Source organism: Flavicella sp. IMCC45537 (assembly GCF_057197705.1).
In genome coordinates this window covers 3,527,960-3,544,242 of sequence record NZ_CM170067.1, presented here as the reverse complement: position 1 = coordinate 3,544,242, position 16,283 = coordinate 3,527,960, and the positions used below count along the sequence as shown (strand labels likewise).

The window sequence follows — 16,283 nt, the reverse complement described above, 5'->3', positions numbered from 1 at the left end:
GACGTAAAGTTGTACCTCTTTTTATTTAAATCAATAAAGTAAAAATATTGTAATTACTTTTATTTTAAACTACTTTATTTCTTTTACCGAGAACTTCTATTTAATATTGCTAAAAAAAAGGCTATGAAAGGCAACAAAGAAAAAATCATTGAATCCAAAGGTACAGATACTATTTACATTCACTCAACAGAACTAAAAGAACTAAACGCAAGTCTATTAGATATTAAATCTGAATTAAACTATTATTTCAAAAAAAATGAAGAATACTTAAGAAACAATGACACTATCTCGTCTATACAAATATGGATACCAACTGTTACATCAGTTATAATTTTTGCCTTAGGTTATTTTTTCAATAGACTTTACCACAACAATACCAAATCGATAGAAACAGAAAACAAAAAGAAGACGTTTTTGGCACTTGTAAAGCACCTTTGCGACACTAAAATAGAGTCTCTATCTTCTAAATTCTCAGACTTCATCGAAAATACAAGTATAAAAAAAGGAACACCTCCAATTTTACCTGTTGGCTTCTCTATAAATAGTCACATTGATGAAATATTAAAAATAAGTTTAATTGAAATAGAATATATTAAAATTAAAAATCACCTATTAAACATAAATGATACTATAATAAAAGCAGAAGAATATTTCTTATTCGCTAAGAAGGAAATTTACGAATACGAAAGAAAAATAACGGCTGGACATCAAAACCTAGCAATACTATTTGAAGAATACCTTGACATAAAACAAAAGGAAAAAACTCTTGTTTCCTTAGATAATAATCTTTCAGTTTTAACTTCAGCAAGAACAGAAATAAACAATGAAGATTTCGATAAAAGGGAATTTGATTTAATTTACAAAAAACTGCTAACCCCATTAAAGACATTAAAGCCAAACAGACAAACCGCTAATCTATTTGAAATAGAAAAAAAAATAATAGACACATCTAACTATTACGCAATACAAATAGAAAATTTCATAAAGATCATTGACGCTATAACCTCATCCTATGAAAGTTTCCATGAAAACATTAAGGACAACAACAAGGAAATCCAAACTTTGATAAAGAAAAAACACTAAAACCACTTGTAATCGTACAGAAATCGTACAAACCAAAGCATAAAAAAACCTCAACATCTTTAAATTTAAAGAGTTGAGGTTTTACGTTGTACAGGCGGAGAGACTCGAACTCTCACACCTCGCGGCACTAGATCCTAAGTCTAGCGTGTCTACCAATTCCACCACGCCTGCAGCATAATTGCGATTGCAAATATACACAATACTAGTAAACTTCAAAGCAGTTCTCTCCTTTTTTCTTATTTTTGAGAAACATTTTTTTTTAGCCTATGAAAAACAGAAAACAATACATTGATAACCAAAAAGATAGATTTATATCAGAATTATTTGATCTTTTAAAACTTCCTTCTATTAGCGCAGACGCTGCATACAATCAAGATGTTTTGGACACTGCAACCCTTGTAAAGAGTCAACTTGAGCAAGTGGGTTGTGACAATGTTGAAATATGTGACACACCTGGTTATCCCGTTGTTTATGCTGAAAAAATTATAAATCCTGAACTCCCAACTATCCTTGTTTATGGTCATTACGACGTACAGCCTGCCGATCCGATAGAGCTATGGAACTCCCCCCCATTTGACCCTGTGATAAAAAAAACAGAAATCCATCCTGAGGGTGCTATTTTCGCAAGAGGTGCATGTGACGACAAGGGACAAATGTTTATGCATATCAAAGCATTTGAATACATGATTCAACATGAAGAACTACCTTGTAATGTAAAGTTCATGATCGAAGGAGAGGAAGAAATAGGATCACCGAGCTTAGAATGGTTTGTAAAAGAACATGCAACAAAATTAGAAAATGATATTATCCTAATTTCTGATACAGGAATGATCTCGAATACACAACCATCCATCACCACTGGATTACGTGGACTTTCTTATGTGGAAGTTTCAATAACTGGACCCAATAGAGATTTACACTCTGGTTTATACGGAGGTGCGGTAGCAAACCCAATCAACATATTAACACAAATGATTGCTAAACTGCAGGATAAAGATAACCGAATTACAATTCCTGGTTTCTACAATAATGTAGAAGAGCTTTCTAAAGAGGAAAGAACTGAAATGGCCAAAGCACCTTTTTCTTTGGAGCACTATAAAGACGCTCTTGACATAAATGATATACATGGTGAAACAGGATACTCTACGAACGAAAGAAATTCCATTCGTCCTACTCTAGACGTGAATGGAATTTGGGGTGGATATATCGGAGAAGGTGCCAAAACAGTAATTCCATCACAAGCTCATGCAAAAATATCAATGCGTCTTGTTCCTGGTCAAAATCACGAACAAATCTCTAAATCATTCACCACTTACTTCAAAAGCTTAGCTCCAAAATCTGTTCGGGTAAAAGTGATCCCTCATCACGGAGGCCACCCATACGTAACACCAATTGATTCCATCGGATACCTAGCAGCTAAAAAAGCTTATCAAGACACATTTAACACAGAACCAATACCACAAAGATCTGGAGGTAGTATACCAATTGTAGCTTTGTTTGAAAAGGAACTAAACAGTAAATCTATCCTTATGGGATTTGGGCTTGACAGTGATGCTATACATTCTCCCAACGAACATTTTGGAGTATTCAACTTTCTAAAAGGGATAGAAACCATCCCTTTATTCTATAAATACTTTACAGAACTTTCTGCAAAATAAAAAACCACTTCATTCTATAATAAGTAACCTTAGTTTAAATATAAATTTTCACCATTTTTCGCCAATATCTGGCTTTATGCGCTTCTTCATCCCACTCATACAAGCAATGACTTATGTTTTTAGATTTAAGAATGCCACTCAAAAGAAAATTACTAGCTAAAAACAAATCCTCTTTTCCTATTGCAAGAACTATATCCATACGTCTAAGTTCCTTCAAAATCTGAGGATCATGCAAATTTTTTAAATATTGATTTGGCATATTAAAATACACCTCTGTATCATGATAACCACTTAATAAATCCTGAAAACAACCTTTGGATTCAGTCAAATCATAACGCCCACTCATACCGACCACCTTACAAAATAAATGAGGATGCCTCATGGCAATATTCACCGCATGATAAGCCCCCAAACTACAACCCGCAGAAATCAAATGAGAACTAGAATTCAACTTATCACTTAACGGAACCACCTCTCTTATTATATACTTCTCATATTGAGTATGTCTAAAAATTCTATAGCCGGGGTGACTAAAATTATTATAAAAAGACTCTAAATCGACGCTGTCAACACAATATAACTGTAAAAAACCTTGCTCTATTTTATCCGACAAAGATTCAACAACATTCCAATTTTCATAATCATAAAATCTCCCCATACGAGGCGGAAAAAAAAGCACTTTAGTTCCAGAATGGCCAAAAACAAGCAATTCCATTTCTTTTTCTAAATTGGGACTATACCATTTATGATATTCTCTTTTCATAGCATATATCTAGAATAATTTGGATTACATCACATTTTTACTTTAATTTTCTCAGGAAATATTTCTTTTTTCTCTTTCAACTTTTGAGCCCAAAGTTGATATCCTTTTTTGCTCAAATGCAACCCATCTTCTATAAAATATTTACCATCAGGATAACCATTTTCATCTAGCATATCATCATAAATATTTACAAAATGAAAATTCTCGTCCTTTAAACAAATTTCTTTAATATTACTATTTGTATATCGAATACTATCAGACAAATACCATCTACTAATACTTGGTTTAATTGAAATATAGGTACAAGGAATATTTCCGTATTTATCTCTAATTTTCGCAAGTAGGTTTTCAAAAAAAAGAACCACCTCTTCAGGGTGTCGATTGTCGCCTAAATCATTATCTCCTGCATATACTACAATCGCCTCAGGCTTTTTGATGTTTTCAAATACTCGATCAAAAAACCAAGTACATGCTCCTAAAGTAGATCCACCAAAACCCAAATTAATCGGCTTATACTCTTTAAAAATATTTGTCAAATTATCCCACAACCTAAACGAAGAACTCCCATAAAATATCATTTTTGGATCTTCATCCAGCAATGCAATTTCTCTCTCCAACCTTTCTAAATCTTCATGATACCAAAACACAAGTCAACTCTTTTAAATATTATTTTAAATGTATTAAAAACATCTCAATAACATCAGAACTTAAGTTAATAATTTTGATTTCTACAAATTAAATTCTTTGCGCATTTTTTTAGTCATACTACTCACTACCAAATCATAGGAATGATCTACCAACTCATACAAAAAAGCATCTTGTAAATTGGTATACTCAACCGTTATCCAATGCCTTTTATTCATATGATATCCTGGTTTTATTTGCTCATAGGAATCCTGTAAATCCAATGATTTTTCTGGATCACATTTTAAATTTACAGAGGCAGGTAGCTTTTCTAATCCCGTTAATGCAAACATCTTATTAGCTACCTTAAACACCAATGTTACCTCATCAAATGGAAACTCCTCGGTTACATGTGGCTTAGACAAACAATAATCTCTTAGTTTTTCAACATTCATAAAAAAACATGTTTTGATAATATATAATAAAAATGAACTCTCTAAACTTAAAACCCTAAACTAGCCTTCTTTTTCCTAGCATGTTTAAATATCGTTCGCAAACTAAAATACAATACAAAAGACATGGGGATCACAACACAAACCCAACCAACAAAGGCATGCAAAAACGCTTTAGAGAAAGACTGCAATGTCTTCCAAAAACTAACATCAAAACTCCTTTGTAAAGTTTCAAAAGTAAACGGCACAACTGTCTCTCCCATTATTTCTAACCCAATTTTCATAAGCGGAATAAACAATATAAATCGCAATGGCTCTATCAAAAAATTAACCGCAATCATGATACTCAAATTTAACCGTAATGGAACCGTAATCATGGTAAATATCAATATGGTAATTCCATATATTGGAAAAAGAGTCAACATAACTGCTAAGGATATACTCAATGCCAATTGATGAGGTGTCAATCCTTTTTTTAAGGCAGTTTTTAATCTGTGTATGTTTTTTTTAAAATATTTCATAACAATTCCGAACAAGTATTCTGTCCTGATTCTCCTCCTTTAATTACAAATTAATCCTGAATAAAAAATAACTGAGAGGCGATACCATCTGCTAAAAACTTACCTTTTTGAGTTGTTTTTAAAATTCCTGCTTCAACCTCTAAGGTAGCATCTTTTATAAAAACATCCGCTTGATTTAAAAGGTAATCATAAAAAGTCAACCCAAAATCGTTCTTAACCTGTTCTAAGCTTACCCCATAAATAGTTCTCAAACCAATCATCACTGTTTCATTAAACATATCACAAACAGACAACACCTCTTTTTCAAAATATTCCTCACCAGATTGTACGGATTTAATATATTTTGAATTATTTGAGATATTCCAAAAGCGCTTTTGATCATAATAAGAATGAGCGGAAGGACCAACTCCTAAATAACAATCTCCTTTCCAATACGAAGAATTATGTTCCGAAAAATAACCAGGTTTTCCAAAATTAGAAATCTCATAATGCACAAAACCATTTTTCTTAGCCTGAAAAACTAGAGAGTTGAAATGTTTTAAAGCCAATGCTTCATCCAAAGGCGGATACACTTTGTTTTTAATAAAACTCGCCAAGGCAGTTTTTTCCTCAACCGTCAAAGCATAACAAGAAATATGATTTATCCCTAAATCAAAAACAGTATCCATATTTTGCTGCCAGCGTTCCTCTGTTAAACCGGGAATTCCATAAATTAAATCTACGGTAATATTATCAAAATACTTTGATGCTTCTTCCAAACAAGTTTTAGCTTCCATTGCATTGTGTGCTCTATTCATCATTTTTAAATCCTCCTCAAAAAAAGACTGCACACCAATACTCAATCTATTCACCCTTGACACAGAAAGCTCCTTTATTGCTCCTAAATTTAAATCATCAGGATTTGCTTCTAACGTAATTTCTGGAGTTTCACAAACAGAAAAATTCTCAAAAACCACTTCTAACATAGCATCTATTTCCTGCTGCAACAACAAACTAGGTGTTCCACCACCAAAATAAATTGTTTTAATCTCCTGATCTTTGAAATCCTTAGACCTATCCTTTAGTTCTTTATGAATTGCTCCCAACATTGCTTCTTTATTCTTCAAAGATGTAGAAAAATGAAAATCACAATAATGACAAGCCTGCTTACAAAAAGGGATGTGAATATATATTCCGGCCATTAATTAATTTTATATCGAATATTTTCTTTCTCCATGCGACTAAAAAACTCTGGGGATGCATTGATTTTCATTCCTCTACTTGGCATTGTTAAATCAATTTTTTCTCTTTGTTCTCGTATGGTAAAAGATAATTTTTGTTTCCCAGCTATAGAATAATCCGACAACACTTCATACAAAAACCGAACATATTCTTCTGTTACTTCGTTCATGTTTAACTGCACTGTTATTTTCTCACATTTCTCGTCCATAACATCATGAAGTAACATGAAATTAGTAAACTTCAATCTCGGCTCCCCCTGAACACCCGTTTCTTTATTTGTCCATCCCGGTTGTAAAACAGCGTTGATATACAAAAAGGTATTCTCTGTTAAAAACGGTCTGAATTGCAAGTATTCATTTCCAAAAATTCTAAATTCATGACTATCTCCATAATCCTCTACCGTAAAAGTTGCCCAGCCTTTACCCATTTTTGAAACCCGATGCTCTACTCCTGTTAAAATAGCACCAATACTTAATTTATGTCCCAAATATTTAGTTAAATCTCCTTTAAAAGCAGCCAACGTTGTATTACAAAAACGCATTTCATTTTTGAAATCATCTAATGGATGTGCAGAGATATACATTCCTGTTACCTCTTTTTCTCGAGCCAACAATTCCATAGTTCCCCAAGTATCACAACCCGGAATATCTGGCTCTGGGAAAGTTACCGCAGAAGCTTCACCAAATAAAGATACCTGAGATGAATTTTGACTTTCTTGGTACTTATTCCCAAACTTTAAGGCTTTCTCAAGAAAAGTAGCTCCTTTCTCATCTTGAACATAATATTGTGCTCTATGAGTACTCTTAAAAGAATCAAAACCTCCGGCCAATATCAAACCTTCAACAGCTTTCTTTCCTGCAACTCTTAAATCTATTCTTTTTACAACATCAAAAATGGAAGTATAATTTCCATTTTCTTTTCTTTCTCTAATAATTTCTTCTACAGCAGCCCCTCCTACTCCTTTGATCGCCCCCATACCAAAACGGATTGCTCCTTCTTCATTAACAGAGAATTTCAGGTACGACTCATTGATATCCGGACCTAACACGGTTAAACCTCCACGTTTACACTCTTCCATAAAAAAGGCAACCTGTTTGATATCATTCATATTATTCGTAAGCACGGCAGCCATATATTCTGCTGGGTAATGTGCTTTTAAATATGCTGTCTGATAAGCAATCCATGCATAACACGTAGAGTGAGATTTATTAAAAGCATAAGATGCAAATGCCTCCCAATCCTTCCATATTTTCTCTAAAGCTTTTTCATCATGTCCTCTTTCAGCGGCCTGGTTGACAAATAATGGTTTCATCTTAGCTAGCACCGCAATCTGTTTTTTACCCATCGCCTTACGCAGGGTATCCGCTTGACCTTTTGTAAAGCCAGCTAGATCTTGAGAAAGCAACATTACTTGCTCTTGATATACTGTAATACCATAGGTTTCTGCCAAACGATTCTTGTACTCTTCAGCAGGCAAATCATACAATATCTCCTCTACACCATGTTTACGATTGATAAAACTAGGTATATACTCCAAAGGTCCTGGTCTATACAAGGCGTTCATTGCAATTAAATCCGCAAAAACTGTCGGCTTCAATTCACGCATATATTTTTGCATCCCAGGAGATTCATACTGAAATATACCAACCGTTTCTCCTCTTTGGAAAAGCTCATATGTTTTTACATCATCTATTGGGAAAGACTCAGGATCTAAATCTACATTATGACGTGCTTTGACAATTTTACAAGTATGTTTGATTAAGGTAAGGGTCTTCAGACCCAAGAAGTCCATTTTTAACAGACCGGCATCCTCTACCACCGAGTTATCAAACTGGGTGACATACATATCCGAATCTTTTGCCACCGAAACGGGTACGTACTTTGTAATATCATCTGGTGTAATGATTACCCCACAAGCATGAATACCCGTATTCCTAACGGATCCCTCTAATATTCTAGCTTTATTAACAGTTTCAGCAGTCAAATCGTTTCCATCTGAAATACGCTTCAACTCATTAACCATTTCAATTTCTTCAGAGCGTAATTTATCCGCTAATGCCTTATCATCCAGTCCAAAAATCTTTTTCAATTTCATTCCTGGAATAAGTTTCGCTACTCTATCCGCCTCATATAATGGTAAATCTAAAACTCGCGCTGTATCTCTAATAGATGATTTTGCAGCCATGGTACCATAGGTAATAATCTGTGCTACCTGATTCGCTCCATACTTATCAATTACATAATCAATAACACGTCCACGTCCCTCATCATCAAAATCAATATCAATATCGGGCATGGAAATACGTTCTGGATTCAAGAAACGCTCAAAAAGCAAATCATACTTTATTGGATCTATATTGGTAATCCATAAACAATAAGCAGCAACCGAACCTGCGGCAGACCCACGTCCTGGCCCCACTGAAACTCCCATATCCCGAGCCGCTCTAATAAAATCTTCAACAATCAAGAAATAACCTGGATATCCGGTTTTCTCAATAACATCTAATTCTAAATCTAAGCGTTCTTTTATCTCTGGTGTAATTTCTCCATAACGCTTCTTTGCTCCTTCATACACAAGGTGTCCAAGAAAATTATTTTCACCCCGCTTTCCACCATCCTCAAGATCTTTCTTGTCTTGAAATTGCTCCGGAATATCAAACGCAGGCAACAATACATCACTTGCAAGAGTAAATGGTGTAATCTTACCTACCAATTCCTCGATATTAGTGATAGCTTCAGGAATATCAGCAAACAATTCTTTCATCTCATCCGGAGACTTGAAATAATACTCATCATTTGGCAGCCCAAATCTATAGCCCCTTCCTCTTCCTTTTGGAGTAGCTTGCTTTTCACCATCCTTTACACACAATAAAATATCATGTGCATTTGCATCTTCCTTACTTATATAAAAGGTATTATTTGTTGCAACAGTCTTTACATTATACTGTTCTGCAAACTTTAACAATACCTTGTTCACAACATTTTCATCCTCTTGACCGTGACGCATTAATTCAATATAAAGGTCATCTCCAAATTGCTCCTTCCACCAAACTAAAGCTTCTTCTGCCTGTTTTTCACCAACATTTAATATCTTACTAGGTACTTCACCTAATAAACTACCTGTAAGCACAATTACATCCTCTTTGTATTTCTCAATGATATTCCTATCTATACGAGGTACATAATAGAAACCATCCACAAAGGCCGTAGAAGACATTTTTGCCAAGTTTTGATATCCATTTCTATTCTTTGCCAAAAGAACAACTTGATATCCATTATCTTTTTGAGACTTGTCTAAATGATTTTTACAAACATTAAATTCGCAACCAACAATAGGAACTAAGTCTTTTCCTTCAAATGTTTCTCCTGCCTCTTCAGCTTCTTCTCTTTTTGCTTTAAGACCTTTATTATATTTATCAACCGCATTCGTAAAATGAAAAGCAGCCATCATATTTGCCGTATCCGTCATGGCCACAGCAGACATATTATACTTACCCGCTGTATTTACTAAGGCTCCTATTTCTATAGTAGATTGCAATATCGAATATTGCGTGTGATTATGTAAATGTCCGAAAGACACATTCTTTAACTGTTCAAGACTTTCCTTTACATTAATCCCTTTCCCTGCAGCTCCTTCTTGTTCAGACTGCCGTTTTCTTATCTTATCACTTTCTTGTTTAAGATTTAAGTGCTTCAATCCAATTACCTCAATCGGGTTTGGATTCTGTTTTTTAAAATCAACAAAATATTCCGGAGTTACATCAAGTTGCTCTTTTGTAAAACGCTCTCTCCTTAGCAATTCAAAAAAGCATCGAGTTGTTGCTTCAACATCAGCTGTTGCGTTATGAGCTTCACCAAAACCAACTCCAAACAAATAATTGTGTAGCTCCGTTAGCGTTGGTAGCTTAAACTTCCCTCCTCTACCTCCAGGAATCTGACACATCGCAGCAGTTACTTCTGTACAGGTATCTAAAATCCCTAAGCTATTTTTATCATCTTCCTTTAAATCATCAATAGACATTGCTCTATTGGCTGGAGCTTTGGTACTAAAGTTGTAATCTTCTAAATTAAAACTATCAAATTCAAATGCCTTAAAATTAGGTTGTATTCCAGCACGAATAAATTCAGCTCCCATTATGTTAACATCAAATGTTACATTTTGCCCAACTAAAAACTTCGTATGCTCTAATACTTTATTAAACCGCTCTAGCCCTTCTTTCAGAGTGATTCCTTGCTCTTGCGCCAATTCTGTTGATATACCATGAATTTTCTCAGAATCAAAAGGAATATTGAATCCTTCTGGTTGCACCATAAAATTATCATGCTCTACCACATTCCCTAAATCATCATGCAATTGCCAAGCAATTTGTATACATCTAGGCCAGTTTTCGATATCGGTCATAGGAGCCTTATAACTCTTTGGTAACCCGGTAGTTTCAGTGTCAAATATTAAATACATAAAAGTATGGTGTGCTCTGTGATTAAGAAGGTTTAAAAGTACAAATATTTATTGACCAACCGTTTGAATTTTATCAACAATGGCTACTCAAAAATTCAAACAAAAAAAATAGAGTCAGACTATATCTGACCCTATTTTATATTTTTAAATTCTTTCTTGTAATTGGAAAAACTATTTCAAATCTTAAAATTTGTATGACCTATGTACTAAACTTAGATATACATATCTACTATAGCAATTTCTACATCGGTATTTTCTTATACCAACAACCCTCAACAAACTTAACACAAATGATTCCTTCGTTACACGATCATTAGAATTACACTGATAACATACCTTGCCTTTCATAAAACTAAAATAATATTGTTAGTAAAACCTTGAGAACAAATTTCTCCTCAAACATCTTGAATGCAAAAATAAGACCTAAGCGCTCAAAAAAAATAAGATTCACTAAATACCGACCTATTTATTAACATATATTTACCAAAAACAATCAATTATTATCATTTGTTAATTACCAAATCAAACTTATCTAAACAAAATAAAAACAAATCAAAAAAAAGCAGTGTATCTAAACACTGCTTTTTTCTTTCAGAAATTATTTTTTAGCGTAAATATGAATTCAACATCCATATTGTTTTTTCCGTCTCAGTAATATAATCACTCATTAAGCTTGCTGTTCCTTCATCATCTGCATCCCCAGCGTGCGCTAAGATAGCACGCTCTTGACTAATTAATACAGCAAAATTTTTCAAAACTGTTTCAACTCCTTTTGTTCCATCAGTTACCCCCTTAGCCTCTTCTATTTTGGCGTTTTTTAAATAATCACTAAATGTATGAAGCGGCTCTCCTTCTAAAGTTAGTATCCTTTCCGCAATTTCATCAATTTTAATAACTGCATCATCATAAAACTCTTCAAATTTCAAGTGCAATTCAAAAAAATCTTTTCCCTTAATATTCCAGTGAAACCCTCTTACGTTCTGATAAAACAATTGATAATCCGCCAATAATTGATTCAATTTAACAACCAACCCTTCTGCTTTTTCCTTTTCTATTCCAATACTATTTTTCATTATATTTTGTTTTAAATTATTTCTATTCTTTTTGATACTTCAAAGATCGTCAAAACCAACGCATAAAACAAATTGATAGTTTTTATTTTATCATCACTAAAAACTATTTTGTTTTAAATAAATTACTCTGCCTAGTCTCAAGAATATTGACTAAACTTGTAACAGATGATAGACATCAACTCAAAAATAATTGCTCATAGAGGCGCCTCATATGATGCACCCGAAAACACTTTGCCAGCAATCACCCTTGCTTGGCAACAACATATAATTCGCGTAGAAATTGATGTTCATCTCACTAAAGATAATAGAATTGTTGCAATCCATGATGCAAACACATCAAAAATTTCAGGTCAAAACTTTACTGTTAAAGAAGAAAACCTCAGTACATTAAAAACTCTAGATGTAGGGAATTGGAAAGCTGAAAAATGGGCAAACACAAGGATACCAAGCATCTCAGAAATTATAAAAATAATCCCCAAACATGGTATTCTCGTAATTGAAATTAAAAGTAATCATAGCATTATACCTTTTTTAATTAAAGAATTAAAAAACGTCCATCACAGCAAAGTAGAATTAATCTGCTTTAATTATAAAACCTTAGCAATTATAAAACAAAAATTCCCAAATTCTAATTGTCTATGGCTTTTGGATTTAGATTACACATCCAAAACAATATCAGAGATGCTTCCTCTTGATGAATACATTACAAAAGCGAAGCTCGCTAATTTTGACGGCTTGAATCTATGGGCAGGTGCTATTGCTAATAAAAATTACATTCAAAAAATAAAAAATCATCATTTGCTAGAATATATATGGACTATCAATACAGCCCAAAAAGCATTACAATTTCTACAATTCGGAGCAGACGCAATTACAACAGATCGTCCCGTTTGGTTACAACAACAATTAGCACATCATAAACATGAATAAAAAAATAGAAAGCATCACTTGGGATGTTCTTATCATTGGAGGAGGGGCAACAGGTATTGGAGCTGCAATTGATTCCGCATCTAGAGGTTACAAAACACTTTTAGTTGAGCAAAGTGATTTTGGGAAAGGTACTTCTAGTAAAAGCACAAAACTTATTCATGGAGGTGTAAGATACTTGCAACAAGGGAATATTAGTTTAGTAATGGAGTCACTAAAAGAAAGAGCTATTTTAAAAAAGAATGCGCCTCACATTGTACATGATTTAGAGTTTATTGTACCAAATTACGATTGGTGGGAAGGCCCTTTCTACGGCATTGGTCTTAAATTATATGACCTACTAGCTCGTAAAGAAAGCTTTGGAGATTCTATATTCCTATCTAAACAAGAAACGATAAAACATCTGCCTACGATAGAGCAAAAGAACTTGCAAGGAGGCGTATTATATCACGATGGACAGTTTGATGATACAAGACTATTAATTAGCATGATGCGTACGGCAGAAAATCACGGAGCCACTTTATTAAATTATACAAAATTCAACAACTTTACAAAGTCCAAAAACAAAATAAACGGTGGAACCATAGAGGACATTGAAACAGGAACTAAAACTAACATAACAGCAAAAGTCATCATAAATGCAACAGGTGTGTATGCAGACAACATCAGAAGGAAAGACAATCTCAAAAGCACCAAAATAATGAAGGGAAGTCAAGGCGTCCATATAGTTCTAGACAAGGAGTTTCTGCCCGGAAACAAAGCCATTATGATACCTCATACCAAAGACGGAAGAGTACTATTTGCTGTTCCTTGGCATGAGAAACTATTAATCGGTACAACCGACACCCCCATTAACAAATACCCCTTGGATCCAACTGCTCAAGAAAATGAAATCGAATTTCTGTTAAACCATGCGGCTCAATACCTAACCAAAAACCCAACAAAAAAAGATATCAAAAGTATTTTTACAGGTATCAGACCTTTAGCTAGCTCTGGAAATCCCAATAATACTTCGGAGATTTCAAGAGAACATCGAATTGAAGTGAGTGATAGCGGACTAGTGAGTATCATGGGAGGTAAATGGACTACCTATAGAAAAATGGCAAAAGATGTAATCAACACTGCTTCAACCTTAGTTTCGCTGCCAAGAATAAAGTCCCCTACCGCTACATTAAAACTACATGGTTACGATAAAAACGCTACGATTCATAAAGAATTAAGTATCTACGGAACTGACGCCATAGAAATTAAAAAATTAATTCAAGGAAAGAAATCGTATCAAGACAAAATTCATCCAAAATACGAAATAACCAAAGGCCAAATCATTTTCTCTATTCGATACGAAAAAGCGAAAACCATTGAAGATTTACTAGCCCGAAGAACAAGGCTTCTATTCTTAGACGCACAGGCAAGTATCTCAGTGGCTCCAATCATAGCTCAACTATTAGCTACAGAACTCCACAAGCCAGACGGGTGGGCCCTGGAAGAAGTAAAACGTTTTGAACTTACTGCAAGAACATACTGCATCTAACACCCTAGATACACACAACACAACCACCTGAATTACAGAGTATTATTTTTTTGTGAAATTTTACGTTGTATTGATAAAAAAGTGTATTTTTGCAGCTCATTAATAATCAAGGTCGAGAACCTTAAAATTTAAATTATGTCAGTAAAAATTAGACTACAAAGAAACGGTAAGAAAGGAAAACCATTTTACGCAATCGTAGCAGCAGATGCTCGTTCTAAAAGAGATGGTAAATTCTTAGCAAAATTAGGAACTTACAACCCAAACACAAATCCTGCAACTATCGATTTAGATGTTGATGGAGCTGTACAATGGTTACAAAACGGAGCACAACCTACAGATACTGCGAAAGCAATTTTATCTTACAAAGGTGCAATGTTGAAAAATCACTTGGTTGGTGGAGTTCGTAAAGGAGCTATTACTGAAGAGCAAGCTGAAGAAAAATTCAATGCATGGGTTGCTGAAAAAGAAGCAAGAATCCAAGCTAAAAAAGATGGATTATCTGCAGCAGAGGCAGAGGCTAAAGCAAAAGCTTTCGCAGCTGAACAAGCAGTAAACCAAAAAAGAATTGATGACGCTCAGGCTGCTGAAGATGCTTTAAAAGCTGAAGCTGCTGCTCAAGCAACTGAAGAAGCTGCTCCAGAAGCAGATGCAACTGAAGAAAAAGCTGCTGAGTAAATCATTTTAGCGATATGCGTAAAGAAGATTGTTTTTATTTAGGCAGAATCGTTAGAAAACACAGTTTTAAGGGAGAAGTCGTTATCAAACTTGATACGGACGAACCTGAATTGTACCAAGAAATGGAATCAGTTTTTGTCAACCTTGGCAATAACTTGATTCCATTTTTTATTGAATCTTCATTACTACAAAAAGGGAATCAACTACGCGTTAGATTTGAAACCATAGAAAATGAAGAAGATGCGGATGCTATATTAAAGGCTGGGATTTATCTACCGCTTACCATGCTGCCGAAACTTACTGGTAAAAAATTCTACTTCCATGAAATAATTGGATTCCAAGTTGAAGATGAAAAGCACGGAGCTATTGGCACAATAACTGGTGTAAATGCCACGACTGCTCAACCTTTATTTGAAGTTGAATTTGGGACTGCACAAATGTTAATCCCTATGCTCGATGAATTTATCATAAAAGTAGATCGAGAAAACGAAATCATGTTTTTAAAAACACCGGAAGGTTTGGTGGACATGTACCTATAAAAACCTACAATTTTATTCCGTTACTGATGAGTAAACCTTTTCAATTCAAAGAATTCACAATTGAACAAGATCAATGTGCCATGAAAATTGGGACAGATGGTGTTTTACTAGGTGCCTGGGCTACAGTTGCTGATGAATTTTCAGTACTAGATTTAGGAACAGGAACCGGAATAATAAGTTTGATGTTAGCACAGAGAAGCAACGCTCAGATAATTGAAGCCGTAGAAATAGATGGACCTGCTTTTGAACAAGCCGTTACTAATTTCGAAAACAGTAATTGGTCTGATAGGTTATTCTGTTACCATGCTTCTATACAAGAATATGCTCAAGAAATTGAGGATACTTATGATTTGATAATTTCTAATCCTCCATTTTTCACAGATTCAAATCCATCTGAAAATAGTGAACGCGCAACAGCACGGTATGAAGATGCCATGCCTTTTGAACATTTAACCTATGCTGCATCTAAATTATTAGACGACAATGGTAGATTTGAAGTAATTATACCTTTCAAAGAAGAGGAAAAATTTATTGGACTAGCAAAACAGCAAAGTCTACATTTAAATCGAATCTGTAGAGTTAAAGGAAATGAAAGCAGTCCAATCAAAAGAAGTCTACTAGAGTTTTCTTTAACAAAAAAGACTGTTATTGAAGAAACCCTCACTATAGAAATTGAAAGACATATCTATACCGAAGCTTATAAAAACTTGGTAAAAGATTTTTATTTAAAGATGTAAATTCCTGATACATCCATTTC

General features: G+C 34.2%; 14 protein-coding genes and 1 tRNA gene. 7 read left to right on the top strand and 8 right to left on the bottom strand.

Going from position 1 to position 16,283, the window contains the following annotated elements; translation table 11 throughout:
• Positions 1–123 precede the first annotated feature (123 nt).
• A complete protein-coding gene (locus tag AC2DGP_RS14450) occupies positions 124–1,083 on the top strand; it encodes a hypothetical protein (protein ID WP_484490770.1) in 960 nt (319 codons plus the stop codon).
• 89 nt (positions 1,084–1,172) lie between these two features.
• On the opposite strand, the gene AC2DGP_RS14445 is transcribed toward AC2DGP_RS14450, so the two are convergent.
• Positions 1,173–1,254, bottom strand: a tRNA-Leu gene (locus tag AC2DGP_RS14445).
• Positions 1,255–1,349: 95 nt separating this feature from the next.
• Here AC2DGP_RS14445 and AC2DGP_RS14440 point away from each other — a divergent pair.
• Complete coding sequence (locus AC2DGP_RS14440; RefSeq protein WP_484490769.1) at positions 1,350–2,741, top strand: dipeptidase; 1,392 nt, start codon at positions 1,350–1,352, stop codon at positions 2,739–2,741.
• 34 nt (positions 2,742–2,775) lie between these two features.
• Here the strand turns inward: AC2DGP_RS14440 and AC2DGP_RS14435 are convergent, their stop codons facing one another.
• The 7 genes from AC2DGP_RS14435 to AC2DGP_RS14405 all read right to left on the bottom strand — a co-directional run bounded on the left by AC2DGP_RS14435 (position 2,776) and on the right by AC2DGP_RS14405 (position 11,854).
• Entirely contained in the window at positions 2,776–3,504 is a 729-nt protein-coding gene (locus AC2DGP_RS14435; protein ID WP_484490768.1) for an esterase family protein, read from the bottom strand.
• Between the two features lie 29 nt (positions 3,505–3,533).
• A complete protein-coding gene (locus tag AC2DGP_RS14430) occupies positions 3,534–4,151 on the bottom strand; it encodes a GDSL-type esterase/lipase family protein (RefSeq protein ID WP_484490767.1) in 618 nt (205 codons plus the stop codon).
• 81 nt (positions 4,152–4,232) lie between these two features.
• Complete coding sequence (locus AC2DGP_RS14425; protein WP_484490766.1) at positions 4,233–4,583, bottom strand: MmcQ/YjbR family DNA-binding protein; 351 nt, start codon at positions 4,581–4,583, stop codon at positions 4,233–4,235.
• A gap of 47 nt (positions 4,584–4,630) precedes the next feature.
• A complete protein-coding gene (locus tag AC2DGP_RS14420) occupies positions 4,631–5,101 on the bottom strand; it encodes a DUF2062 domain-containing protein (protein WP_484490765.1) in 471 nt (156 codons plus the stop codon).
• Between the two features lie 50 nt (positions 5,102–5,151).
• Positions 5,152–6,282 (bottom strand): radical SAM family heme chaperone HemW, encoded by a 1,131-nt coding sequence (gene hemW / locus AC2DGP_RS14415; RefSeq protein WP_484490764.1) that lies wholly within the window; start codon positions 6,280–6,282, stop codon positions 5,152–5,154.
• Positions 6,282–10,781 (bottom strand): DNA polymerase III subunit alpha, encoded by a 4,500-nt coding sequence (gene dnaE, locus AC2DGP_RS14410; RefSeq protein WP_484490763.1) that lies wholly within the window; start codon positions 10,779–10,781, stop codon positions 6,282–6,284. The genes hemW and dnaE overlap by 1 nt, the downstream gene beginning before the upstream one ends.
• 605 nt (positions 10,782–11,386) lie before the next feature.
• Complete coding sequence (locus AC2DGP_RS14405; protein ID WP_484490762.1) at positions 11,387–11,854, bottom strand: Dps family protein; 468 nt, start codon at positions 11,852–11,854, stop codon at positions 11,387–11,389.
• Between the two features lie 165 nt (positions 11,855–12,019).
• On the opposite strand from AC2DGP_RS14405, the gene AC2DGP_RS14400 reads away from it, so the two are divergent.
• The 5 genes from AC2DGP_RS14400 (at position 12,020) to AC2DGP_RS14380 (ending at position 16,263) form a co-directional block, all read left to right on the top strand.
• Positions 12,020–12,784, top strand: coding sequence for a glycerophosphodiester phosphodiesterase family protein (locus AC2DGP_RS14400; protein WP_484490761.1), 765 nt, complete (start codon positions 12,020–12,022; stop codon positions 12,782–12,784).
• The gene (locus tag AC2DGP_RS14395; protein WP_484490760.1) at positions 12,777–14,312 is read left to right on the top strand and encodes a glycerol-3-phosphate dehydrogenase/oxidase; all 1,536 of its coding nucleotides are present in this window, start codon (positions 12,777–12,779) and stop codon (positions 14,310–14,312) included. The genes AC2DGP_RS14400 and AC2DGP_RS14395 overlap by 8 nt, the downstream gene beginning before the upstream one ends.
• A gap of 135 nt (positions 14,313–14,447) precedes the next feature.
• Positions 14,448–14,987: a 30S ribosomal protein S16 gene (locus tag AC2DGP_RS14390; RefSeq protein WP_484490759.1), complete on the top strand. Its 540-nt coding sequence runs from the start codon at positions 14,448–14,450 to the stop codon at positions 14,985–14,987.
• 14 nt (positions 14,988–15,001) lie between these two features.
• Positions 15,002–15,526, top strand: a complete 525-nt coding sequence (gene rimM / locus AC2DGP_RS14385) for a ribosome maturation factor RimM (RefSeq protein WP_484490758.1) — start codon at positions 15,002–15,004, stop codon at positions 15,524–15,526.
• Between the two features lie 26 nt (positions 15,527–15,552).
• Entirely contained in the window at positions 15,553–16,263 is a 711-nt protein-coding gene (locus tag AC2DGP_RS14380; protein WP_484490757.1) for a tRNA1(Val) (adenine(37)-N6)-methyltransferase, read from the top strand.
• Positions 16,264–16,283: the final 20 nt, after the last annotated feature.

Coding starts and splice junctions, on each gene's coding strand:
- AC2DGP_RS14405 (WP_484490762.1), bottom strand. CDS start 11,854: ATGAAAAATAGTATTGGAATAGAAAAGGAAAAAGCAGAAGGGTTGGTT.
- AC2DGP_RS14420 (WP_484490765.1), bottom strand. CDS start 5,101: ATGAAATATTTTAAAAAAAACATACACAGATTAAAAACTGCCTTAAAA.
- AC2DGP_RS14440 (WP_484490769.1), top strand. CDS start 1,350: ATGAAAAACAGAAAACAATACATTGATAACCAAAAAGATAGATTTATA.
- AC2DGP_RS14435 (WP_484490768.1), bottom strand. CDS start 3,504: ATGAAAAGAGAATATCATAAATGGTATAGTCCCAATTTAGAAAAAGAA.
- AC2DGP_RS14450 (WP_484490770.1), top strand. CDS start 124: ATGAAAGGCAACAAAGAAAAAATCATTGAATCCAAAGGTACAGATACT.
- AC2DGP_RS14400 (WP_484490761.1), top strand. CDS start 12,020: ATGATAGACATCAACTCAAAAATAATTGCTCATAGAGGCGCCTCATAT.
- rimM (WP_484490758.1), top strand. CDS start 15,002: ATGCGTAAAGAAGATTGTTTTTATTTAGGCAGAATCGTTAGAAAACAC.
- dnaE (WP_484490763.1), bottom strand. CDS start 10,781: ATGTATTTAATATTTGACACTGAAACTACCGGGTTACCAAAGAGTTAT.
- AC2DGP_RS14390 (WP_484490759.1), top strand. CDS start 14,448: ATGTCAGTAAAAATTAGACTACAAAGAAACGGTAAGAAAGGAAAACCA.
- hemW (WP_484490764.1), bottom strand. CDS start 6,282: ATGGCCGGAATATATATTCACATCCCTTTTTGTAAGCAGGCTTGTCAT.
- AC2DGP_RS14395 (WP_484490760.1), top strand. CDS start 12,777: ATGAATAAAAAAATAGAAAGCATCACTTGGGATGTTCTTATCATTGGA.
- AC2DGP_RS14380 (WP_484490757.1), top strand. CDS start 15,553: ATGAGTAAACCTTTTCAATTCAAAGAATTCACAATTGAACAAGATCAA.
- AC2DGP_RS14425 (WP_484490766.1), bottom strand. CDS start 4,583: ATGAATGTTGAAAAACTAAGAGATTATTGTTTGTCTAAGCCACATGTA.